The following is an 18941-nucleotide window of genomic DNA, read 5'->3' as shown; positions in this document are numbered from 1 at the left end:
TAATTTCGCATAGCAAATTTAGCGAAAAAAATAGCGTTATTCTAGTTTTGATATTAACAATTAATTAAATGCCTTTAGTTACCTTAACAACCGATTTTGGACTTAAAGATCACTCTGTTGCTGCAGTGAAAGGTGCTTTGTATAGTGAACTTGAAGATGTTGAAATTATTGACATTACGCATTTAATTTCGCCTTTTCATATTATCGAGGCGGCATATGTTATCAAAAATGCATATCATAATTTCCCAAAAGGCAGTATTCATATTGTAGGTGTTGATTCTGAAATTACACCAGAAAACAAACACATAGTGATGGCACTTGACGGCCATTTTTTCGTTGCGGCTAATAATGGTATTTTATCACTAATTGCTTCAGAGGTTAATCCCGACGAAATTGTTGAAATTAATATTCATGATCGCGTTGAAACAAACTTTACAGTTTTAGATATTTTTATAAAAGTTGCGGCTCATATAGCACGTGGCGGAAATTTAAGTGTAATTGGTAAAAAACTAAATGAAATTAAACAACTAAAACATATAGAACCTTCAGTTAATAATGAAAATAAACAGATGATTGGCCATGTGATTTATATTGATAATTTTGGCAATGTAGTTACCAATATCAAGCGGCAGTCATTTCTTCAAATAGCTAAAGGCCGAAGTTTTACAATTACAGCACGTTCTCAACAATTTAAGAAAATATATGAAAGCTACAGTGATGCGATCAATTTTTCGCTTCCAAAAGACCAGCGAGAAGAAGATGGTAAAAAATTAGCCTTATTTAATTCATCTTCCTATTTAGAGTTGGCAATTTATAAAAGTAATCCTTCAACTGTTGGTGGCGCTTCAAGTTTGTTTGGGTTAAAAGCTTTAGATACCATAACCATAAATTTTGATGAATGATTATACGTATTGTTAAAATGACATTCAAACCTGAGCGTATCAATGATTTCAAAGCTATATTTGAAGCTTCGAAAGAAAAAATTAGAGATCAAAACGGCTGTAATTATTTGTGCTTATTGCAAGATAAAAACAATACATCTGTTTTTTTTACGTATAGTTATTGGGACAATGAAACTTGTTTAAATCATTATAGAAATTCTGATTTATTTGGCCAAGTTTGGCCTAAAACAAAAGCTTTGTTTGCCCAAAAACCAGAAGCTTGGACTGTTGAACAACATCACGAATTAAAGTAAATTTATGATTGCTATTTTAAAAAAAGAGTTTAATTTATTTTTTAGTTCAGTTTTAGGCTACCTTATCATCGTTCTTTTTCTTATCAGTTTAGGCTTATTTTTATGGGTCTTTGACTCAAGTTTTAATATTTTCAATTCAGGTTATGCAAATTTGACACCTTTCTTTGAGCTTTTGCCTTGGGTATTTATCTTTTTAATTCCTGCAATTTGTATGCGAAGTTTTAGCGAAGAGCGTAAACAAGGCACAATAGAATTACTATTCACAAAGCCAATATCAACACGCGCTTTAGTTTACGGGAAGTTTTGGGGTGCTTTTTTACTGGCTATGATTAGCTTAATCCCAACTATTGGCTATGTGTGGACAATTTCAAGCTTAAAACAATACACCAATCAAATTGATTTAAGTGCTATAATCACTTCTTATATGGGTGTTTGCTTAATGCTGTTTGCGCTAATAAGCCTTAGCATATTTAGCTCTGTTTTAAGCAAAAATCAAATCACAGCTTTCATTTTGGCTGTTTTTTTCAACTTATTGTTATTTTATGGATTTTATGGCTTGAGCAATTTTAAACTTTTAGGCTCTGAAATTTACGCCTTAGAATATTTAAGTCTAAATTTCCATTATAAAGCTATGAGTCGTGGTGTTATTGACACACGAAACCTCATTTACTTTTTAAGCATCGCAATTATTTTTAATGAATTTACGCGCTTGAAACTCAATCAACTTAAAGCTTAATGAAAAAATATCTTAAACATATTAGTCTTTTTTTGTTAGTATTCATTAGCATTAATCTTGTATCATCACAATTGTTTATGAGACAAGATTTTACTCAAAATAAACGCTACAGCTTATCTCAATACTCTATAGAATTAACAGAATCTATAGAAAAAAACGTTTTAGTTGAAGTTTTTTTAACTGGCGATTTACCGAGTAACTACAAACGATTAGAACGTGAAATTGGCTACTTACTAGAAGAATATTCGGCTTACAATTCGTTAGTGAAATTTAATTTCATTAATCCGCTTAATGAAACTGACGATGCTATGGAAGTTGCCAATCAGTTTTATGAAAATGGCATGTCACCCAAAATACTCAACCAATTGAAAAATGGTGAAATGCGTGAGAAAATAATATTTCCTTGGGCCATTATCACCTACAACGATCAAAAACTTCCTGTAAAATTAATTAGCGAAAACAACCAAGCTAACCAAGAAGAGTTAATTAACAGTTCAATTGAAGAACTTGAATACCAACTTACCAATGCCCTTAAAATTCTAAGTCAACCAAAAGCTAAAAAACTAGCTATTATTAAGGGACAAAATGAATTAGATGATATTTATATTGCTGATTTATTGAAAAGCCTTAAGCAGTATTACTACATCGCAGCCTTTACTTTAGATTCGGTTGAAGTTTCTCCGGTAAAAACACTCAACCAACTTTCGGAATACGATTTAATTATTGACGCAAAGCCTCAAGAAACTTTTAACGAAAAGAAAAAATATTTACTTGACCAGTACGTAATGCAAGGTGGTAAAGCAGTTTGGCTTACTGAACACGTTAAAGCCGAAACCGATAGCTTAATGAAAACAGGTGAAAGCATAGCCTTAGCCTTAGATTTAAATTTACATGATTTGTTTTTTAGCTATGGCATCCGAATCAACCCAAAACTTGTTAAAGACATTTTTTGTGCGCCTATTAATTTAGCGGTTGGTCAAGGCCAAAACACAGAAATTAATCAGTTTCCATGGTACTATTTCCCACTTTCTCAACGGAACAAGCAACATCCTATAAATCAAAATCTAAGTCCAGTAAAATTTGAATTTGCCAATCCGATAGATACTTTAAAAAACGGACTTAAAAAACATATTTTACTGCAAAGTTCACCATTATCAGCAGCTATTGGTACGCCAATGGCTATTAGCTTAGACGAAATTAAATCTAAACCCAATCGAAATCTATTTAATGATGGCCGCCAAAATTTAGCTGTTTTACTTGAAGGTAGTTTTAAGTCGGCTTATAAAAATAGGATTAAACCTTTTGAGTACCCTAACTCAAAAGATAACAGCCTATCGACACACCAGGCCTTTATAAGTGACGGCGATTTTATTAAAAATAAAGTGTCACGTGGAAAACCAATGCCCTTAGGTTTTGATCGTTTTTCTGGCAAGAATTATGGTAATAAACAATTTTTTATCAACCTAATTAACTACATGCTAGCCGACCAACAACTTGTAAAACTTCGTAATAAATCTATTAAAACAGCCAATTTAGATAGTGACAAATTAGCTGCCTCAAAACTTAGTTGGCAATTGTTGAATCTTATTGGCTTACCTGCATTAATTATTGTTTTTGGTTTTGTGAGCTACTATATTAAGCGTAAGCAGTTTGTAAAATAAAGACTTATATGTACTAAATTATTGTTTAAGTTTTATAGCTTATGTTGTCTTCCAATCGCTAAATAAAATATAGAACCTAGAAACGGGATAAAAATTACAACTAAAGTCCATATTAACTTTTCGTTGGCTTTAAACTTGCTTTTCAAAACATCATACAAGCAAAACAACCAAAACAAAAAGGTGCTTAACAACAAAAACTGCCATATTAAAAGGTTAAAAGAAAAATCTTTTAAAAACAAATCCATAATAGTCAATTTTTCTTAATACTTCAACTTAACCTAAAAATTCAAGAATTGTGTTGGTAATAAATTCAATTTGTTCAGTATATAATTCAGTATGCATTGGTAATGAAATCACTTCATCAACCAATTGGTTAGTCACTTTAAAATCGGCTTCATTGTAACGTTTATCGGCATAAGCCTTTTGTAAGTGTAAAGGTATTGGATAATAAATACCAAAAGGAATATTCTTTTCTTTTAAATGTTCTGCCAAATGATCACGTTTACCATTTGTGATTCTAATGGTATATTGATGAAAAACATGACAATCGCAAGTATCACAAATACTACAATTAATATCGCAAGATTTATGCGTAAACGTAGTAGGCGTTACAATCGCTTGATGATTTTGAAGTGCTTTACTGTAAGCTCTTGCAGCATCTTGACGTCTAGAATTGTAAGTATCTAAATGCTTTAACTTGATATCTAAAATTGCAGCTTGTATACTATCTAAACGCGAATTTACACCAACGACGTCATGATGATAACGCTCGTACATGCCGTGATTAACGATTCCTCGTATTGTATGCGCAAGTTTGTCGTTATTGGTGAAAATTGCTCCACCATCACCATAGCACCCTAAATTTTTAGATGGAAAAAAAGACGTTGCACCAACATCACCAATAGTTCCGGCTTTTTTGGAAGACCCATTTTTGAAGGTGTAATCAGCTCCAATCGCTTGGGCATTATCTTCAATAACTTTTAAATCGTGAGCTTTGGCTAAATCCATTATAGCATCCATATTGGCCACATGTCCAAATAAATGCACTGGCACAATTGCCTTGGTTTTTGGAGTAATTGCCTTTTCAATCGCATTGATATCGATATTATAAGTTTCTGGATCAACATCAACTAAAACTGGTGTTAATCCAAGAAGCGCAATAACTTCAACGGTTGCAGCGAAGGTAAAATCTGCTGTAATCACTTCGTCACCTGGTTTTAGACCGAGACCCATCATAGCAATTTGCAATGCATCTGTTCCATTTGCACAAGGAATCACATGTTTAACATCTAAATATTGTTCAAGATTAGCTTGAAAAGATTGAACTGCTGGTCCGTTAATGTAAGCTGTAGAATCTACCACATCGATTACAGCTTGATCAATTTCAGGTTTTATGTGTGTATACTGACCTTTAAGGTCTACCATTTGAAGTTTTCTCATAAATAAATTTTCAGATACCAAAAATACAAAATAAGCATTCGCATTGCAATCGTTTTTAAGTAAAGCTGTATTTTTAACCCAAAATTAAGTGCTATTTATTCATTTTTAATTCATATTTTTAAGACTCTATTGCCTTTTTTTACAAGCGTAAATAAGAGTTTGGCTAAATTCTATGATGGCCGACGTGATTTATTCAAAAAACTTGAAGTTAAGTCTAGATCGCTTAAAAACCCGGTTTGGATTCATGCCGCATCACTAGGCGAATATGAGCAAGCGGTACCAATAATAGATTATCTTAATAAAAAGCAGCAAGATGTGGTGGTTAGCTTTTTTTCGCCCTCAGGTTTTGATATAAAAAAAGATGATAAAAAACTAGCAGCAGTTACTTATTTACCGATTGACACCTCACAAAATATGAAAGAATTTGTAGAGATTTTAAATCCTAAATTAGCGCTAATAATTAAATATGAAGTTTGGCCAAATATGCTTCAAGCCCTTCAAAAAAAAAATATTCCTAAGGTTTTGGTTTCTGCTACATTTTCTAAACATCAGCTCTATTTTAAGTGGTATGGCAGCTTATTTTTAAAAGCGCTTCAAAAATTTGATGCTGTTTTTGTACAAAATGAAGACAGTTTTAGGTTAGCTCAAGAACTTCAACTAAAAGACATTCATATTTCTGGAGATACAAGATATGATCGGGTTTTTAATCAGCTTCACCAAGACAATTCAATTGAAGGCATTTCAGAATTTATTGGTGACCAGCTATGCTTAGTTTGTGGAAGTACTTGGCCAGAAGACGAAAATTTTATTATTAACTACATCAATCAAACTCATCAACAACTCAAAGTTATTATAGCACCACATAAAGTAAATACAGAACATATTGAAGCCATAGAAAACAGCTTGAAAGTTGATTATATAAAATGGAGCGATGGTATACATACAACAAATTTAAATCAAGCTAAAGTTGTAATTATCGATTGCATTGGTTTATTGACAAAACTATATAGTTATGCTAACATCGCTTATGTTGGTGGCGCTGTTGGCACTACAGGTCTACATAATATTTTAGAACCTTCAACCTTTGGAGTACCTGTATTGTTTGGTGAAAATCACCAAAAATTCCCAGAAGCTAAAGCGCTTTTAAATGCTGGTGGCGCTTTTGAAATTAAGCATCAAACAGACTTCAATAACAATTTAGACGCATTAATTTCTAATCGAGAAAAACGCCTAGAAATTGGTAAAAAAGCATCACAATTCGTAGAAAAACAGACTGGAGCGACGACTTTAATTTGTAATTATATTGAAGAACAACTTAAACAGTAACTGCTTTATTAAGATAGTTTCTGAATGATAACATAGCTCTGTAGTGTTCGAGTAACCAGTCATCAAATTCGCTTGAAAACAACAAATTTTCAGAAAAAGCAGTTTCAACAACAAAACTTTTATGTTTCAATAAATCGATATGTTGATGTTCTTTTGAAAAACCTTTAGGTGCATTTTGAAGCATTTCAACCTCAACTAAATCTCCAAATTTTGCTTTAAAGTTTGGTTGATGTATTATTTCTTTTAATGTTTCGCCATTATAATCTATCGCTTCACGAATACTTTTCAAAAATGTAGAATTGGGCTTATAAAATCCACCAGCAATAAATTTTTCATGTAGCCCAACATGAATGTAAAAGTCACTTTGCTTTGGCTTTTTATCAAACCCAAATCCGAAATGATCTTTGTAAGGTGGCTTATTAGGATGATATAATAAGTTATTATTAATTCTATTTAAAGCCTTGTTACCGGGTAAACTGTAATAATCAGGATCAACCTGGCTTAACTTAAAATCAAAAGCTTCAGCCCAATCAATCATGTCTTTTCTAATCGATTTATAAGTTGAGCGATTTTGATCAAGCCACTCTTTATAATTGTTTTGGTTTAAATCAGCTAGAAACTTCAGCGCTAGTTTAAAGTTCATTATTGGATGGCTTTAAGTTGAGATTTCAATTCTTCCATAGAATGTTCTAATTTACGTAAAACAGAATTTTCAGCATTAGCATCTAGACTAAAAGTTAACTTACTTGTTACTTCCCATATTTCAAGGACTCGTTCTGGCTCTACGAAAATTGGTGGGTAATTTTCATTTGTTGAAATTAAAAGAATTTCATCTCGATTAGGATTTAGGCTGATTTTTTTTACCAACACCGAATCGTCTAGTACAACAACATACATTTTATGGCTTGAGGCTGAACTGATGTCTTCTAAAGACTTGGCTAAAACCCAATCGCCAGGGTATAAATTAGGCAGCATACTGTCGCCTTCAACTTGAAAACCGCGGTATGTGGCATTTCTAAATTGTGGTATTGGCATGTTGAAGGCTGGTAATTTTTTATACCAAGAAGCATCTTGAATATTGCTTGGGTAACCAGCGGCTGCTTTTTGACTTACCATGAGCATGTTTTCATGTTCGGTGTCGTTATCTAAAGTAACAACTTTAGGCATCACATTAAATGCTGAGATTTTTATGTGTTTGTCGTGAGATTTACCATACAGCCACATCGGATTTATCTGATACTTTTGCATTAACAATGCTACGGTTTCTCCAGTAATACGTGTTTTACCACGTTCAATATCTGCGGTAGAATTGCCTAATGAAAGTTCTTCTGCAAATTGAGATTGAGTAAAATTAAGTGACTGCCGTATTTCTTTAAAACGTTTGGCTTCAATGGGGTAACTTACTTTCATATTCAAATATAGCTGAAAAAAGGAAATATTCCAACATTATTTGAAAATTTCCAATTATCTGAAAAACTGCCAATCAATTTTAAGTGAAAACACATTTGAATATAATGAAGCGCTTTGATCACCAATATCGGTTAAAGCATAATCAATTTGAATGCCTTTGTACACGAAACCAACACCTATGTTAGGTTGAAATCCTATATTATCGCTTCCATCAAGCTGCGTTATGGTTTGAAAATTACCAACACCACCACGCAAATAAATCATGTTAATGTAACCTAAGTCGAAACCAAATGCTGGAGTCATACTTATATTTGAAGTTGAAATTAAGTCATTGGTTTGTGCAAAACGTGTATTAAGATTTAACGCTGTAGACATGCTAAAATCTCTATTAATTTCAAAAGATTTAGCAATACCCAATTCTAATTTTGGTAAAGTAATTTCAGTATCTTCAGGTATACTCTGGTTTTGACCTTCAACTGCAGCACGAATTGTTTCGAGTTGTTCTTCATCAAAAGTCCATGAATTATAGGTAGTTGTAATATCTCTTGCCATAATGCCAAACTCCCAAGAATTAGATTTAAATTGAATACCTGCGTCGAAACCAAACCCCCAAGCTGATCCAAAATCTCCTATAACACGTCTAATTATTTTAGCATTCACGCCATACGAAAAGCCTTGTAGTCTCATTTTACGAGCATATGAAAACGTAAAGGCATAATCGGCTGTTGAAAATAAACTGATACGATTATAGTCGATATTACCTTGATCATCAATTAATTGGGTTGTGTTTAAAATATCATCTACTCCAAACCGAATAACACTAATACCAAAAGATGAAACATCGTCTATTGGTTTGGCAAATGCAGCGTAATTGTAAGTGGCAATATTGGCGAAATAATTGGCATGCATTAAACTCATTTGATTGTCTTCAAGCTGAGTTAAACCAGCAGGATTCCAATACACAGCATTTACATCTTTGCTAATGGCAGTCATAGCGTTAGACATACCAAATGCTCTTGCATCTACGCCAATATTTAAAAACTCATTAGAATATTTCCGTGAGCTTTGTGCGCTACTGAAAGCACTAATCATTAAAATACTTAAAAGCAATAGTTGCTTAGGCACAGTTTTTTAGATTTAAACTTAAAAAGTTCAAATATATTGCGTTTTAAAGAGCTACAATAGTAATTATGTCTTAAATTCTGTAAACTTGCATTCACAAAATTGTTTTAATTATAATTAAAAAACTCTAGGATGAATCTAAAGGCTCAAATCCCAAATATCATCACTTTACTCAACTTATTTTCAGGTTGTTTGGCTAGTATTTATGCATTTCAAGGTGATTATTTATGGGCTGGTTTTTTTGTGTTTTTAGGGATTTTCTTTGATTTTTTTGATGGGTTTTTTGCTCGTATTTTAAAAGTTAGCAGCGAATTAGGACTTCAATTAGACTCTTTAGCCGATATGGTTACTAGTGGATTTGTTCCTGGATTAGTGATGTTTCAATTAATAGGAACTACAATAAATCCTGATTTTTCTTTATCTAATTTCGATTTTTTTACTTTAGACAGTCTTGCTTTGTTGGGTTTTTTAATTACTCTAGCTTCGGCCTATCGCTTAGCAAAATTTAATATTGATGAAGCCCAAACTGAGAATTTTATTGGTTTACCAACGCCGGCAAATGCCATTTTAATTATTAGTGTCGCTATTTTAACTGAACCGCTTCAATTTGGTTTTAAAATTGAAACTTTACTTTTATTGACTTTAGTTAGCAGTTATTTACTGAATGCAAACTTAGCCTTGTTTTCGTTTAAATTTTCTAATTTCAATCTAAATGAAAACTGGTTTCGGTATGTAATAATCGTTGTTTCAATTATACTTTTAATCACACTTCAGCTGAAGGCAATCCCTTTGATTATTGGGTTTTACATTTTGCTTAATCTCGTATTAAATTTAAAAAAAAGGATTTAACGCCGTCTCGTAATTGAAAATAACACAATTAACCCTGCCAGTAACAAAGCTAATCTTGGAATTACATTACCGTAAGTTACATAAAAGGTAGGCTCAGACGTATAAATTGGTAGTTTTTCAACCAGTGCTGTTTTGGTATTATATTTTGATCGACTTAGTTCGCTTCCATCACGATCGATAAAACCTGAAATTCCTGTATTAGCTGATCTAGCAACTGCTTTTCTCGTTTCGATGGCTCGAAGCTTGGCGTAACTCCAATGTTGCTGATATCCCTGAGTATCATCCCACCAAGCATCGTTGGTGATAATGGCTAAAACATTGGCTTTATTTTTCACGTAATTTGTTACATACTCGCCGTAAACAGATTCATAACAAATAATGGGTGCCACTTTTAGGTCGGTATTTGTAGAGAAAACTTCGCGATTAGCCTGAGTGGTTTTAGTCGCTACAGTGCCACCTAAATCAAGCATAACATTGCCTAAAATTGGTTCTAATAGGCCTTTGTAAGGAAAATTTTCTACACCGACCACTAACTTTGATTTATGATAAAAGTTTAAAGTATCTTTATTTTGAAAGACGGCAGAGTTGTAATCATTATACCACAAATTTTTTCTCAAATAATTGCTTTGAAGTGTTAATTGAGATTGGTCCCTAATGAGCTCATAAGCAGAAATTCCCATTAATATTTGGGCATTCGGATTTTTTAATAAAACTTGTTTAGTAAAATCTTTGGCGTGAGAATACTTATAACTTTTAAATTCGGTACCATTAGCAAAAACCGTTTCTGGTGCTAAAATCAGTTGCCTATGCTCTGGCTTTAATAATGGCATCACTTGTTCTAAAAGTTGTTGCTTTATTTGGGCATCTGTTAAATTATATTTCTCTTCATAAGGATCTATATTAGGCTGCAAAACAATGGTTTCGATATACGATTTAGTTGAAGTGCTTGGCTTAATTAAAACACTTAAAACAATAGGTAAACCAACAAGCAAAACTGTTTTAAAAATAGCTCTATAGATAATCGCTTTTTCCTTGTATTGATTGAATAATAACACAGATTTTAAAATAACTATGTTAACTAATAACACCCAAAGCGATCCGCCAAAAACACCTGTATATTCATACCATTGAATAAAACTAATCGATTCTGAAAACACGTTTCCTAAAGTTAACCATGGCCAAGAAAACTCCCAGTGATAATGCAGATATTCAAACGAAAGCCATAAACTTATAAACAAACTTGCTGAAGCTATGAAGTTTAGTTTTTTAATAAATTTAATAACAACTAACATCACAAGACTCATCAACGCACTATTGACCAAAACTGCAAATAGCATCCCAAAACTTGAAGAGTAATATAGCCAACCTGTAGAAATAAAATTCCATACAACAAAACTCAAATAATTTAAAAAGAAAAGTTTTGTATGGGAATAGCCGTGTTTAACTAAATTATAATTCTTAAATAGAAGTGGTACAAAAGCAATAAAAATCAATAAGCTAAATCCATTAGTTGGCCATGCAAAAGCTAGTAGAAATCCTGATAGAATATAGTAAAGTAATGTTTTCAATTTATTTGTTTAAAAGTGAACCTAAATTTATAATTCTTCGTAATTATAATAAAATGCAAAGTACTATCATTATTTTTTTAAATTTGTATTAAACTAACCAAAAATGCCTCTTAAAAAAGGAACTCATTTTGAAATATCTGAGCGTAAGATATTGCTAAGAATTATTGATATAATAGTAGCTTGGTCGTGTCTATATGTGGTTTCGCGTTTTGATTTTTTTAACTATTTTACATTTTATCAAAGTTATGCGATTAATATCGTTGTACTGGCTTTTTATATTTTTAGTTTTGGCACTGTTTTCGAAATTTATCACTTACGCAATGCAGAGTCTAGATTTACAACCGCAAAAAACCTTTTACTCACAACATTTTTTACAGTTGCATTTTACCTTTTTACGCCAATTTTAACACCTCAATTACCTGAAAACAGACTACAGATACTCATCTTTTTTGTCGTTATTTACATCAGCATTTTCATTTGGCGTATTGCTTATATTGGCTTAATAGCTTCGCCAAGATTTTATAAACGTGCATTACTCATTGGTGACGATTTTGATGCTGACTCAATTAAAAAAGAACTTCAAATTTTTGATCCCAATTATGAAGTTGTCGGTTATTTCTCACAGCAGCCACAAAATGCTGAAAAATGTATTGAATTTGACAAAAATAATCTTGAAAAGCTTTTAGAAGATTACAAAATCAGTGAAATCGTTGTCACAAATTCATTTAGAGGTGTCAGCACTGAATTACAAAAATTACTTCTGCCACTGCTTCAAATTGGCTATCCAATTAAATCTTATTCTCATGTCTACGAAGAACTGACCAACAAAGTACCTGTACAGCATATTGGTAATGATTTTTATTGCTATTTCCCGTTCAGCAGAAACAATCAAAACAAGCTCTATTTGCTGTTTTTAAGAAGCTTAGATATTACAGTTAGCACTTTAGGTTTGCTGAGTGCTTCACTACTTTTACCAATCGTATTAATTGGTAACTTAGTTGCTAATCGTGGTCCTCTATTTTATTCTCAAAAAAGAATCGGTAAAAACGGCAAAGCATTTAAAATTATCAAGTTACGCTCAATGATAAAAAATGCTGAAATTTATGGTGCGCAATGGGCTACTAAAAATGACATGCGAATAACAAAGTTTGGTAAGTTTTTACGTAAAACAAGATTAGATGAAATCCCACAGTTTATCAATATTCTGAAAGGCGACATGAGCCTAATTGGCCCGCGACCTGAGCGCCCAGAATTTGTAAAAGAGTTAGCCAAAACAATTCCGTTTTATGAAATTAGACACGTCATAAAACCAGGTGTAACCGGTTGGGCTCAAGTAAATGCTAAATACGCTTCAAGTGATGCTGAAACCATCGAAAAGCTTCAATATGATTTATATTATATAAAACACCGTAGCGCATTTATAGATTTTAGAATTATTGTTAAAACTTTAAGTACGGTTATCTTTTTTCGAGGTCAATAAAAAAGCCACCCGAAAGTGGCTTAACTTTAATCAACAAAATTTTATCTAGTTAAAATAAAAAGAGTTTGGCCCAATGCCGACTTCCTGTTCTTTAATTAAATCTCCTTGTGAGTTTCTAATTTGAATAAAGCCATTTGAAGCAAAATCAGCTCCATCGGATAGATAAATGAAGCCATTATGCACATCAAAACCGTAAAATGTACCAAAAGCTGAAGTAGTTTCATAATTAAATAATGCTGTTTCCGAAATAGTATCATCAGAGGTTGTGAAGTTGTAAACCGAATTGCTACTGGTAAAATAAATCGCGTTACCTTCAACTGCTAAACGTGAAGCCCCAACGTGAGTCTCAGCTAAACTCCATGTTGATGATGTTTGGAAATTGGTGAGGTTTACTTGAGTGATTTCATCTTGAGCCAAGACATAAAGGTTACCATTGCTTAAATATGTATCTGAAATGGCCGAAGAAAAACTTAAATTTTGCTCTACCGTCTGGTTTTCAATATTCAGTTTTGAAATCTGATTACCAAAGCCATAGCTAGCATTCTGAACATAAATTTTATTTTCAAATTCATAAATTTTTTCAGCATAATTGCCTAAAACAATGGTATTTTCTAAGGTTCTTGATGCAAGATCAATTACGGCGACATAATCATCAGCAGTAGTCGAAAAATCAGCCTGATTGGTAACATAAGCCTTGCCATTTAAGATAAGGCCGTACCTCGGAACGTTTAAACCACTATCGATACGGTCTACAAATTCTAAAGTGTAGCGATTAACAATGGTAATCATGTTTGAACCATTGGAAATGATGTACGCAAATTGTTCATCAAAAAAAATCGATTGAACAAATAAACCTAAATCATCGTCAGGATTAACGCTTTGATAGGCATTTTGAGTAATTTCTGAAAAATCTGAAGTCATAAAACTTAAACTTCCGCCAGCTGAATTACCTTCATTTAAAATAAAAATGCCATTGGCAAAATCGCCTTCTAATTCTACCGGAATACCAAAATCATCGTCACTACAAGACGTAAGGATTAAAAAGCTGAAAATTGATAAAAAAAATAATTTAATGTTCATGATGTGTGTTTATAGATTAATAATTGTGTTTACGTAAAATTGGTGACCTGGCATTGGTCGGTTTTCTATGGTTTGGTAAGCTTGATTAAATAGATTTTTAAAACCGATATTAACACTAAAAAAGTCGATCTGTTTTGGTTGATAAGCAAGATTTAAATGGCTCAGCCAAAAATCCTCTAATATTTCATTAGGCGCGTTATCTGTTCTTGTAAAAGCTTTACCAGTATAAGTTTGTGTAAAATTTAAGGCAAAAGTTTTATACTGTAAATCTAAATTTAAAAAAGCCGAATGTTGTGGTGTAAAAGTGAGTTGTCGCTGGGTTCTTGCATCAATAGCTTTAGTAAATTCATAATTTAACTGTGTTTTGAAGTGAATTGGCATCAACTTAAATTCTTTAGAAATTGAAGTCGTCAAGCCATAAGTTTTTACTTCATCAACATTTTCGGGTTTCCAAGTTGAAGTTTGGTCTGGTAACCACCTAATCATTTGAGAAATATCATTGAAAAATCCGGTAAGCTGAAAACTTAGAGATTGGTGTTTAAAGTTAAATTGATGCGAGGCTTCATATTGAAGTGCTGTTTCAGGTTGAAGGTTGGTTGTCCCTTCTACCCAAAATAAATCGTTTAAACTGGGTTGCCTGAAATTTTTTGAATGACTTAATTTTAAATTGTAAGCTGAAGTTACGGGAAGTTCAGCGCCAATCGTATAAAGTAATGGACTATCAAAGAAATTTGAAAATTCTTGTCTTAAACCAAGACTTAAGGTTGCCCATTTTGAATTATAATTTAATAAAGTTGAAAAATTTAAATGCTGTATATGTTCATCTATAATATTATCGCCATCGGCAGCAGTCTGTTTTATTGAAATATTAAAATTGGTATCTAGCTTACCGTAATTTTGGTAAACTTCAGTTTTTACAAGATGTGTATTGGCTTTATTAGCTGTACTTAAATTGGTTTCAATATTCTGGTTATACTCAAATGCTTCATGCAAAAACGCGTATTTAACAACCGATTTAAAATCGTTTTTATCATATTCCCATTCAATTAAGTTTCGGCTATCTGTATTGCTGTAATTTGATTTATTTTCTGATGGACGCAAAACTGAAAAATGTCGTAAACCATCGTAAAATTGACCATGATAGTTAAGTTGTGAATTTTGTGATAATTTATAGGCAAAGCTTAAATGCGCCGACCACTGCTCAAATTGACCGTTTAAATTAGTCCTAGAACTTCCTAAAATCGGGTAATCATTATCAGATGCAGACCGATTTAAGTTAAACTTTAAGCTTGTCTTTTCGGTTGAATGTTTAGTTTCTATAAAATTTTCGAAAGTATTAAAACTACCAATTTGAGAAAATAATTTAACCTGAGTTGTGTCTCTAAAATACAGTTGATTATTTAAATGAATACTGCCACCAACTGCACCTGAGCCATAGAGTAAACTGCCACCACCAGGACGAATTGAAATCTCTGAATAGCCATAAGTTGGCATGGTGTTAAAATCAGTTTGGCCATTAAATTGAGAATTTATGTTAATACCGTTCCAAACAACGGCTGTTTGCTGAGCGGTTGTGCCTCGAAAACTTGCTGAAGCTACCATTCCATAGCCGTTTTGCCTAATGTGAATAGTTGAGTTTTCGAGAAGTAAATCGCTTAATTTATTAGCCGTAATGCGCTTTCTTGATTCAGGAATTTCAATCAGATTTTGCCCTACAGAAAATTGCTGCAACTGACGATCACTTAACACGACTTCGTCTAATTGCTGAATACTATCTAGTTGCGCAAGTGCAGAGGATACAACCAAACACAAGCACACAAAAATGTGAGCTCTAAACTGTTTCATAAACGTACAATCTTTATCCCGAAGATTATGACTTGATTTAAGAATATGGCAGGTCTCCTGGCTTGCGTTTTTGTAAAAACCTTCCCATTTCTATATGAAACAGTGGTTATTGAAGTTTTTTAATTACAAAACATGCACTAAGTGCACATAGCTTACAGTTGCGGGAACAGCTTTCGATTTTAACGAAATTCCCTTTTAATTGCTGAATTAAACCCTAATTCAGCATACCAAATTCGTAACAAAAGTAAACAAAAGCTTCTGAATTTTAATCATAACTCGAAATAATCTTACATTTGTTAAAAAAAGTTAGTGAAATATTTCTTTTACATTTTATGTACTGCTTTCGTACTTGGCTGCCAAAATTCTTCTAAAGAAACTACTAAAATTGAATCAAAACAATTAGGCTATTCCGTCAAGCATGCCAAAGGATTTTCAATTGAAGTTTACAAAGATTTTGCCATTATAGAAGTTGAAAAACCATGGCCTAATAGTAAACAAAATTATCGCTATTTAGTACAATATACTTCAACCCATGAACAAGATAAAGGAAATTTTGATGCAGTCATTTCAACTCCAATTTCAAGCTATATACTAAGTTCTACAACACATATTCCTTCGGCTGAGAGTTTAGGTGTTTTGAATAAATTAGTCGGCTTTCCTAATACTGATTTTATTTCTTCAAAAGCAGCTCGTAAACGTATTAAAGCTGGTAAAATAACCGATGTTGGCCAAAATCAACAACTTACCACCGAACTCATTTTAAACCTCAATCCAGATGTTTTTGTAGGTTTTAGTGTTGATGGTGCAAATAAAGCTTATTCTGTTTTTGAAAAAGCTGGAATTCCTATTTTATATAATGGCGATTGGGTAGAATCTACACCTTTAGGAAAAGCCGAATGGATCAAGTTTTTTGGCGCCTTGTTTAATAAAAATAAACTTGCACAACAACAATTTGAAGCCATAGAAAATGCTTATCATAAAACTAAACAATTGGCCAAGACTGCTAAAAATAAACCTAAAGTGATTTCCGGTAGTTTATATAATGATAAATGGTATTTACCAAATGGAACAAGTTGGCAAGCACAATTTATTAAAGACGCTAATGCTAACTATATGTATAAAAATATATCTGGTTCTGGAAGCTTAGCTTTGGCTTTTGAAAGTGTTTTAAATAAAGCCAGTGAAGCCGATATTTGGATATCTCCAGGGAGTTATACAAGCTATGAAGCGATGCTAAACGACCAGCCACATTATAAAAAATTTAAAGCCTTTAGCAAAAAGACAGTTTACAGCGTTGCTCAACAGAAAGGTGAAACTGGTGGTGTTTTATTTTACGAGCTTGCACCTAACAGGCCTGATTTAGTGTTAAAAGACTTAGTGAAAATTTTTCATCCTGAATTATTACCTAATTACAATCTTCATTTTTTTAGTCCGCTTCAATAATGCAAACTTCAAAATCAATTTTATTATTAAGCTTCTGTTTTGTTGCCTTGTTATTGTTGAGTTTAAGTTTAGGTTCAGTCTATATTCCATTTTTAGAGGTTTTAAAAGCGCTCAGTTTTCAAACACTTGATAACGAGACCTGGCAATATATTATTCAAAATTACAGATTACCAAAAACTATCACGAGTATTTTGGTTGGTGGTGCCTTATCCTTATGCGGACTTTTAATGCAGACACTTTTTAGAAACCCTTTAGCTGGACCTTATGTTTTAGGTTTAAGCAGTGGCGCAAGTTTAGGTGTTGCCTTGGTTGTTTTGGGTAGCTCAAGTTTGGGTTTTGTTTTAAGTGCAGAAATCAGCGAACGTTGGGTGATTGTTTTAGCCTCTAGTTTGGGAAGTTTTTTAGTTATGCTCTCAATTTTAGCCACAGCTAAACGTCTAAAAGACACCATGGCTCTATTGATTGTCGGATTGATGTTTTCAAGCATTACAAGTGCTATTGTAAATGTTTTATCATTTTTTAGTAGTTCAGATGAACTTCAAAAATACATATTTTGGTCTTTAGGAAGTTTAGGAAACCTTAGTTGGTCTGAAATCGGTTTATTAAGTATTTGCTGCGGTTTAGGTATTTTGTTAAGCATCATTTTAATTAAGCCACTTAATGCATTGCTGATGGGTGAACACTACGCGACTAGCCTCGGCATTAACATTAAACAAACCCGTTTATTAGTAATTACGGCAACTTGCTTAGTGGCAGGCGCAATTACAGCATTTACGGGACCTATTGCATTTATAGGTTTAGCTGTGCCACACCTGACTAGACAATTAGTTAAAACAACTAATCATATTATTTTGGTGCCAAGTGTTGTTTTGTTTGGCGCTTCTCTCCTACTACTTTGCGATAGTATAGCGCAATTACCATTTTCTGAATTGAGTTTACCTATTAACGCTGTAACATCAATTATAGGTGCGCCAGTGGTTATTTGGTTATTAGTGAAACAAAAATACATTCGTTTTTAATGGAGCGTAAAATGATTTTACATACTGAAAATCTAAGTATAGGTTACCAAAATTCTGCTATTATTAATAACATCAATATTGCTGTGAATCAAAGTGAATTAATTGGTGTTATTGGTATTAATGGTGCTGGAAAATCAACGCTACTGAAAACAATTTCGCAAATGGAAACAGCTATCAGCGGAAAAGTCTTTTTGAATCGAAAACCTATTGAATCTTACGACCTAAAGTCAAGGGCAAGACAAATGGGATTAGTGTATGCCAATCAAAATATCAATAAAACATTAAGCATAGCTGAAGTGATTGCGCTTGGTAGACATCCTTACACAAATTGGATTGGAAAATTAACCCGAGAAGACCAAAAACAAATTGTAAATGCCGCAAGAGATGTTGGTATAACAAAACCACTTAACACAAAATGTAGCAACTTAAGCGATGGTCAGTTTCAAAAGGTCATGATTGCGAGAGTTATTGCCCAACAAACACCACTCATTATTTTAGATGAACCAACAACACATTTAGATATGTATCACAAGATACAAACCTTTAAGCTGTTGCAAAATATTAGTGAACAAAAGAATAAAGCGGTTATTTTCGCAACGCATGAAATAAATTTATCACTTCAACTTTGTGATAAGATTATTTTGATTCATGAGGGTTCAACACATTTCGGATCACCAAAAAAATTAGCTTCTACTGGAATTTTAAATCAATTGTTTCCTTCAAACATGATTAAGTTTGATGAAAATCAATTACTATTTAAATTATAA

The 18941-nt window shown here is 32.7% G+C and carries 18 protein-coding genes and 1 riboswitch; of the genes, 10 read left to right on the top strand and 8 right to left on the bottom strand.

The genetic code is table 11. The features are described 5' to 3' along the window. The first annotated feature begins 68 nt into the window (after positions 1–68). From BUB82_RS09835 to gldG, 4 genes are read left to right on the top strand one after another with little or no spacing between them, the layout of a single operon-like run. On the top strand, positions 69–902 hold the full coding sequence (locus BUB82_RS09835; protein WP_073193451.1) for an SAM hydrolase/SAM-dependent halogenase family protein: 834 nt from the start codon (positions 69–71) through the stop codon (positions 900–902). Further along, positions 899–1195, top strand: a complete 297-nt coding sequence (locus BUB82_RS09830; protein WP_073193450.1) for a putative quinol monooxygenase — start codon at positions 899–901, stop codon at positions 1193–1195. Before BUB82_RS09835 ends, BUB82_RS09830 begins: the two co-directional genes overlap by 4 nt. A gap of 4 nt (positions 1196–1199) precedes the next feature. Beyond that, positions 1200–1931, top strand: coding sequence for a gliding motility-associated ABC transporter permease subunit GldF (gene gldF / locus BUB82_RS09825; RefSeq protein ID WP_073193449.1), 732 nt, complete (start codon positions 1200–1202; stop codon positions 1929–1931). Further along, positions 1931–3592 (top strand): gliding motility-associated ABC transporter substrate-binding protein GldG, encoded by a 1662-nt coding sequence (gldG, locus tag BUB82_RS09820; RefSeq protein WP_073193448.1) that lies wholly within the window; start codon positions 1931–1933, stop codon positions 3590–3592. The genes gldF and gldG overlap by 1 nt, the downstream gene beginning before the upstream one ends. A 32-nt stretch (positions 3593–3624) precedes the next feature. On the opposite strand, the gene BUB82_RS11950 is transcribed toward gldG, so the two are convergent. Then, entirely contained in the window at positions 3625–3837 is a 213-nt protein-coding gene (locus BUB82_RS11950; protein WP_073193447.1) for a PLDc N-terminal domain-containing protein, read from the bottom strand. A 28-nt stretch (positions 3838–3865) separates the two neighbouring features. After that, the gene (locus BUB82_RS09810) at positions 3866–5032 is read right to left on the bottom strand and encodes a DegT/DnrJ/EryC1/StrS family aminotransferase (protein ID WP_073193446.1); all 1167 of its coding nucleotides are present in this window, start codon (positions 5030–5032) and stop codon (positions 3866–3868) included. Positions 5033–5191: 159 nt separating this feature from the next. On the opposite strand from BUB82_RS09810, the gene BUB82_RS09805 reads away from it, so the two are divergent. After that, positions 5192–6358, top strand: coding sequence for a 3-deoxy-D-manno-octulosonic acid transferase (locus BUB82_RS09805; protein ID WP_159432033.1), 1167 nt, complete (start codon positions 5192–5194; stop codon positions 6356–6358). On the opposite strand, the gene BUB82_RS09800 is transcribed toward BUB82_RS09805, so the two are convergent. From BUB82_RS09800 to BUB82_RS09790, 3 genes are read right to left on the bottom strand one after another with little or no spacing between them, the layout of a single operon-like run. Then, positions 6348–7001: a DUF2461 domain-containing protein gene (locus BUB82_RS09800; RefSeq protein ID WP_073193444.1), complete on the bottom strand. Its 654-nt coding sequence runs from the start codon at positions 6999–7001 to the stop codon at positions 6348–6350. The two genes, BUB82_RS09805 and BUB82_RS09800, sit on opposite strands and share 11 nt — an antisense overlap. Then, complete coding sequence (locus BUB82_RS09795) at positions 7001–7768, bottom strand: LexA family transcriptional regulator (RefSeq protein ID WP_073193443.1); 768 nt, start codon at positions 7766–7768, stop codon at positions 7001–7003. The genes BUB82_RS09800 and BUB82_RS09795 overlap by 1 nt, the downstream gene beginning before the upstream one ends. A gap of 54 nt (positions 7769–7822) precedes the next feature. Beyond that, the gene (locus BUB82_RS09790; protein WP_073193474.1) at positions 7823–8860 is read right to left on the bottom strand and encodes a putative type IX sorting system protein PorV2; all 1038 of its coding nucleotides are present in this window, start codon (positions 8858–8860) and stop codon (positions 7823–7825) included. A gap of 162 nt (positions 8861–9022) precedes the next feature. On the opposite strand from BUB82_RS09790, the gene BUB82_RS09785 reads away from it, so the two are divergent. Continuing rightward, entirely contained in the window at positions 9023–9739 is a 717-nt protein-coding gene (locus BUB82_RS09785) for a CDP-alcohol phosphatidyltransferase family protein (RefSeq protein ID WP_073193442.1), read from the top strand. On the opposite strand, the gene lnt is transcribed toward BUB82_RS09785, so the two are convergent. Continuing rightward, positions 9736–11307, bottom strand: a complete 1572-nt coding sequence (gene lnt / locus BUB82_RS09780; RefSeq protein WP_073193441.1) for an apolipoprotein N-acyltransferase — start codon at positions 11305–11307, stop codon at positions 9736–9738. The two genes, BUB82_RS09785 and lnt, sit on opposite strands and share 4 nt — an antisense overlap. Before the next feature lie 103 nt (positions 11308–11410). Between lnt and BUB82_RS09775 the strand changes: the two genes are divergently transcribed. Continuing rightward, on the top strand, positions 11411–12787 hold the full coding sequence (locus tag BUB82_RS09775) for an exopolysaccharide biosynthesis polyprenyl glycosylphosphotransferase (RefSeq protein ID WP_073193440.1): 1377 nt from the start codon (positions 11411–11413) through the stop codon (positions 12785–12787). A 45-nt stretch (positions 12788–12832) separates the two neighbouring features. On the opposite strand, the gene BUB82_RS09770 is transcribed toward BUB82_RS09775, so the two are convergent. After that, a complete protein-coding gene (locus tag BUB82_RS09770) occupies positions 12833–13867 on the bottom strand; it encodes a YncE family protein (RefSeq protein WP_073193439.1) in 1035 nt (344 codons plus the stop codon). A 9-nt stretch (positions 13868–13876) separates the two neighbouring features. Next, positions 13877–15712, bottom strand: coding sequence for a TonB-dependent receptor plug domain-containing protein (locus tag BUB82_RS09765; RefSeq protein ID WP_073193438.1), 1836 nt, complete (start codon positions 15710–15712; stop codon positions 13877–13879). Between the two features lie 30 nt (positions 15713–15742). Next, a riboswitch (cobalamin riboswitch) is annotated at positions 15743–15959 on the bottom strand. A 62-nt stretch (positions 15960–16021) separates the two neighbouring features. Here BUB82_RS09765 and BUB82_RS09760 point away from each other — a divergent pair. Genes BUB82_RS09760 through BUB82_RS09750 form a run of 3 tightly spaced genes read left to right on the top strand, consistent with a single transcriptional unit; the run spans position 16022 to position 18941 of the window. Then, complete coding sequence (locus tag BUB82_RS09760) at positions 16022–17155, top strand: ABC transporter substrate-binding protein (protein ID WP_073193437.1); 1134 nt, start codon at positions 16022–16024, stop codon at positions 17153–17155. After that, entirely contained in the window at positions 17155–18174 is a 1020-nt protein-coding gene (locus tag BUB82_RS09755; protein ID WP_073193436.1) for an iron ABC transporter permease, read from the top strand. The genes BUB82_RS09760 and BUB82_RS09755 overlap by 1 nt, the downstream gene beginning before the upstream one ends. Beyond that, positions 18174–18941: an ABC transporter ATP-binding protein gene (locus tag BUB82_RS09750; protein ID WP_073193435.1), complete on the top strand. Its 768-nt coding sequence runs from the start codon at positions 18174–18176 to the stop codon at positions 18939–18941. Before BUB82_RS09755 ends, BUB82_RS09750 begins: the two co-directional genes overlap by 1 nt.

It is taken from the genome of Psychroflexus salarius, assembly GCF_900129035.1.
In the GTDB taxonomy this organism is placed as follows: Bacteria; Bacteroidota; Bacteroidia; order Flavobacteriales; family Flavobacteriaceae; genus Psychroflexus; species Psychroflexus salarius.
Note: the sequence above shows the minus strand (reverse complement) of the source record. Positions and strands in the feature narration are given on the sequence as shown.

What these genes read in the sequence shown, in the direction of transcription:
- BUB82_RS09835 (WP_073193451.1), top strand. Translation starts at nt 69, where the DNA reads ATGCCTTTAGTTACCTTAACAACCGATTTTGGACTTAAAGATCACTCT.
- BUB82_RS09830 (WP_073193450.1), top strand. Translation starts at nt 899, where the DNA reads ATGATTATACGTATTGTTAAAATGACATTCAAACCTGAGCGTATCAAT.
- gldF (WP_073193449.1), top strand. Translation starts at nt 1,200, where the DNA reads ATGATTGCTATTTTAAAAAAAGAGTTTAATTTATTTTTTAGTTCAGTT.
- gldG (WP_073193448.1), top strand. Translation starts at nt 1,931, where the DNA reads ATGAAAAAATATCTTAAACATATTAGTCTTTTTTTGTTAGTATTCATT.
- BUB82_RS11950 (WP_073193447.1), bottom strand. Translation starts at nt 3,837, where the DNA reads ATGGATTTGTTTTTAAAAGATTTTTCTTTTAACCTTTTAATATGGCAG.
- BUB82_RS09810 (WP_073193446.1), bottom strand. Translation starts at nt 5,032, where the DNA reads ATGAGAAAACTTCAAATGGTAGACCTTAAAGGTCAGTATACACACATA.
- BUB82_RS09800 (WP_073193444.1), bottom strand. Translation starts at nt 7,001, where the DNA reads ATGAACTTTAAACTAGCGCTGAAGTTTCTAGCTGATTTAAACCAAAAC.
- BUB82_RS09795 (WP_073193443.1), bottom strand. Translation starts at nt 7,768, where the DNA reads ATGAAAGTAAGTTACCCCATTGAAGCCAAACGTTTTAAAGAAATACGG.
- BUB82_RS09790 (WP_073193474.1), bottom strand. Translation starts at nt 8,860, where the DNA reads ATGATTAGTGCTTTCAGTAGCGCACAAAGCTCACGGAAATATTCTAAT.
- BUB82_RS09785 (WP_073193442.1), top strand. Translation starts at nt 9,023, where the DNA reads ATGAATCTAAAGGCTCAAATCCCAAATATCATCACTTTACTCAACTTA.
- BUB82_RS09775 (WP_073193440.1), top strand. Translation starts at nt 11,411, where the DNA reads ATGCCTCTTAAAAAAGGAACTCATTTTGAAATATCTGAGCGTAAGATA.
- BUB82_RS09770 (WP_073193439.1), bottom strand. Translation starts at nt 13,867, where the DNA reads ATGAACATTAAATTATTTTTTTTATCAATTTTCAGCTTTTTAATCCTT.
- BUB82_RS09765 (WP_073193438.1), bottom strand. Translation starts at nt 15,712, where the DNA reads ATGAAACAGTTTAGAGCTCACATTTTTGTGTGCTTGTGTTTGGTTGTA.
- BUB82_RS09755 (WP_073193436.1), top strand. Translation starts at nt 17,155, where the DNA reads ATGCAAACTTCAAAATCAATTTTATTATTAAGCTTCTGTTTTGTTGCC.
- BUB82_RS09750 (WP_073193435.1), top strand. Translation starts at nt 18,174, where the DNA reads ATGGAGCGTAAAATGATTTTACATACTGAAAATCTAAGTATAGGTTAC.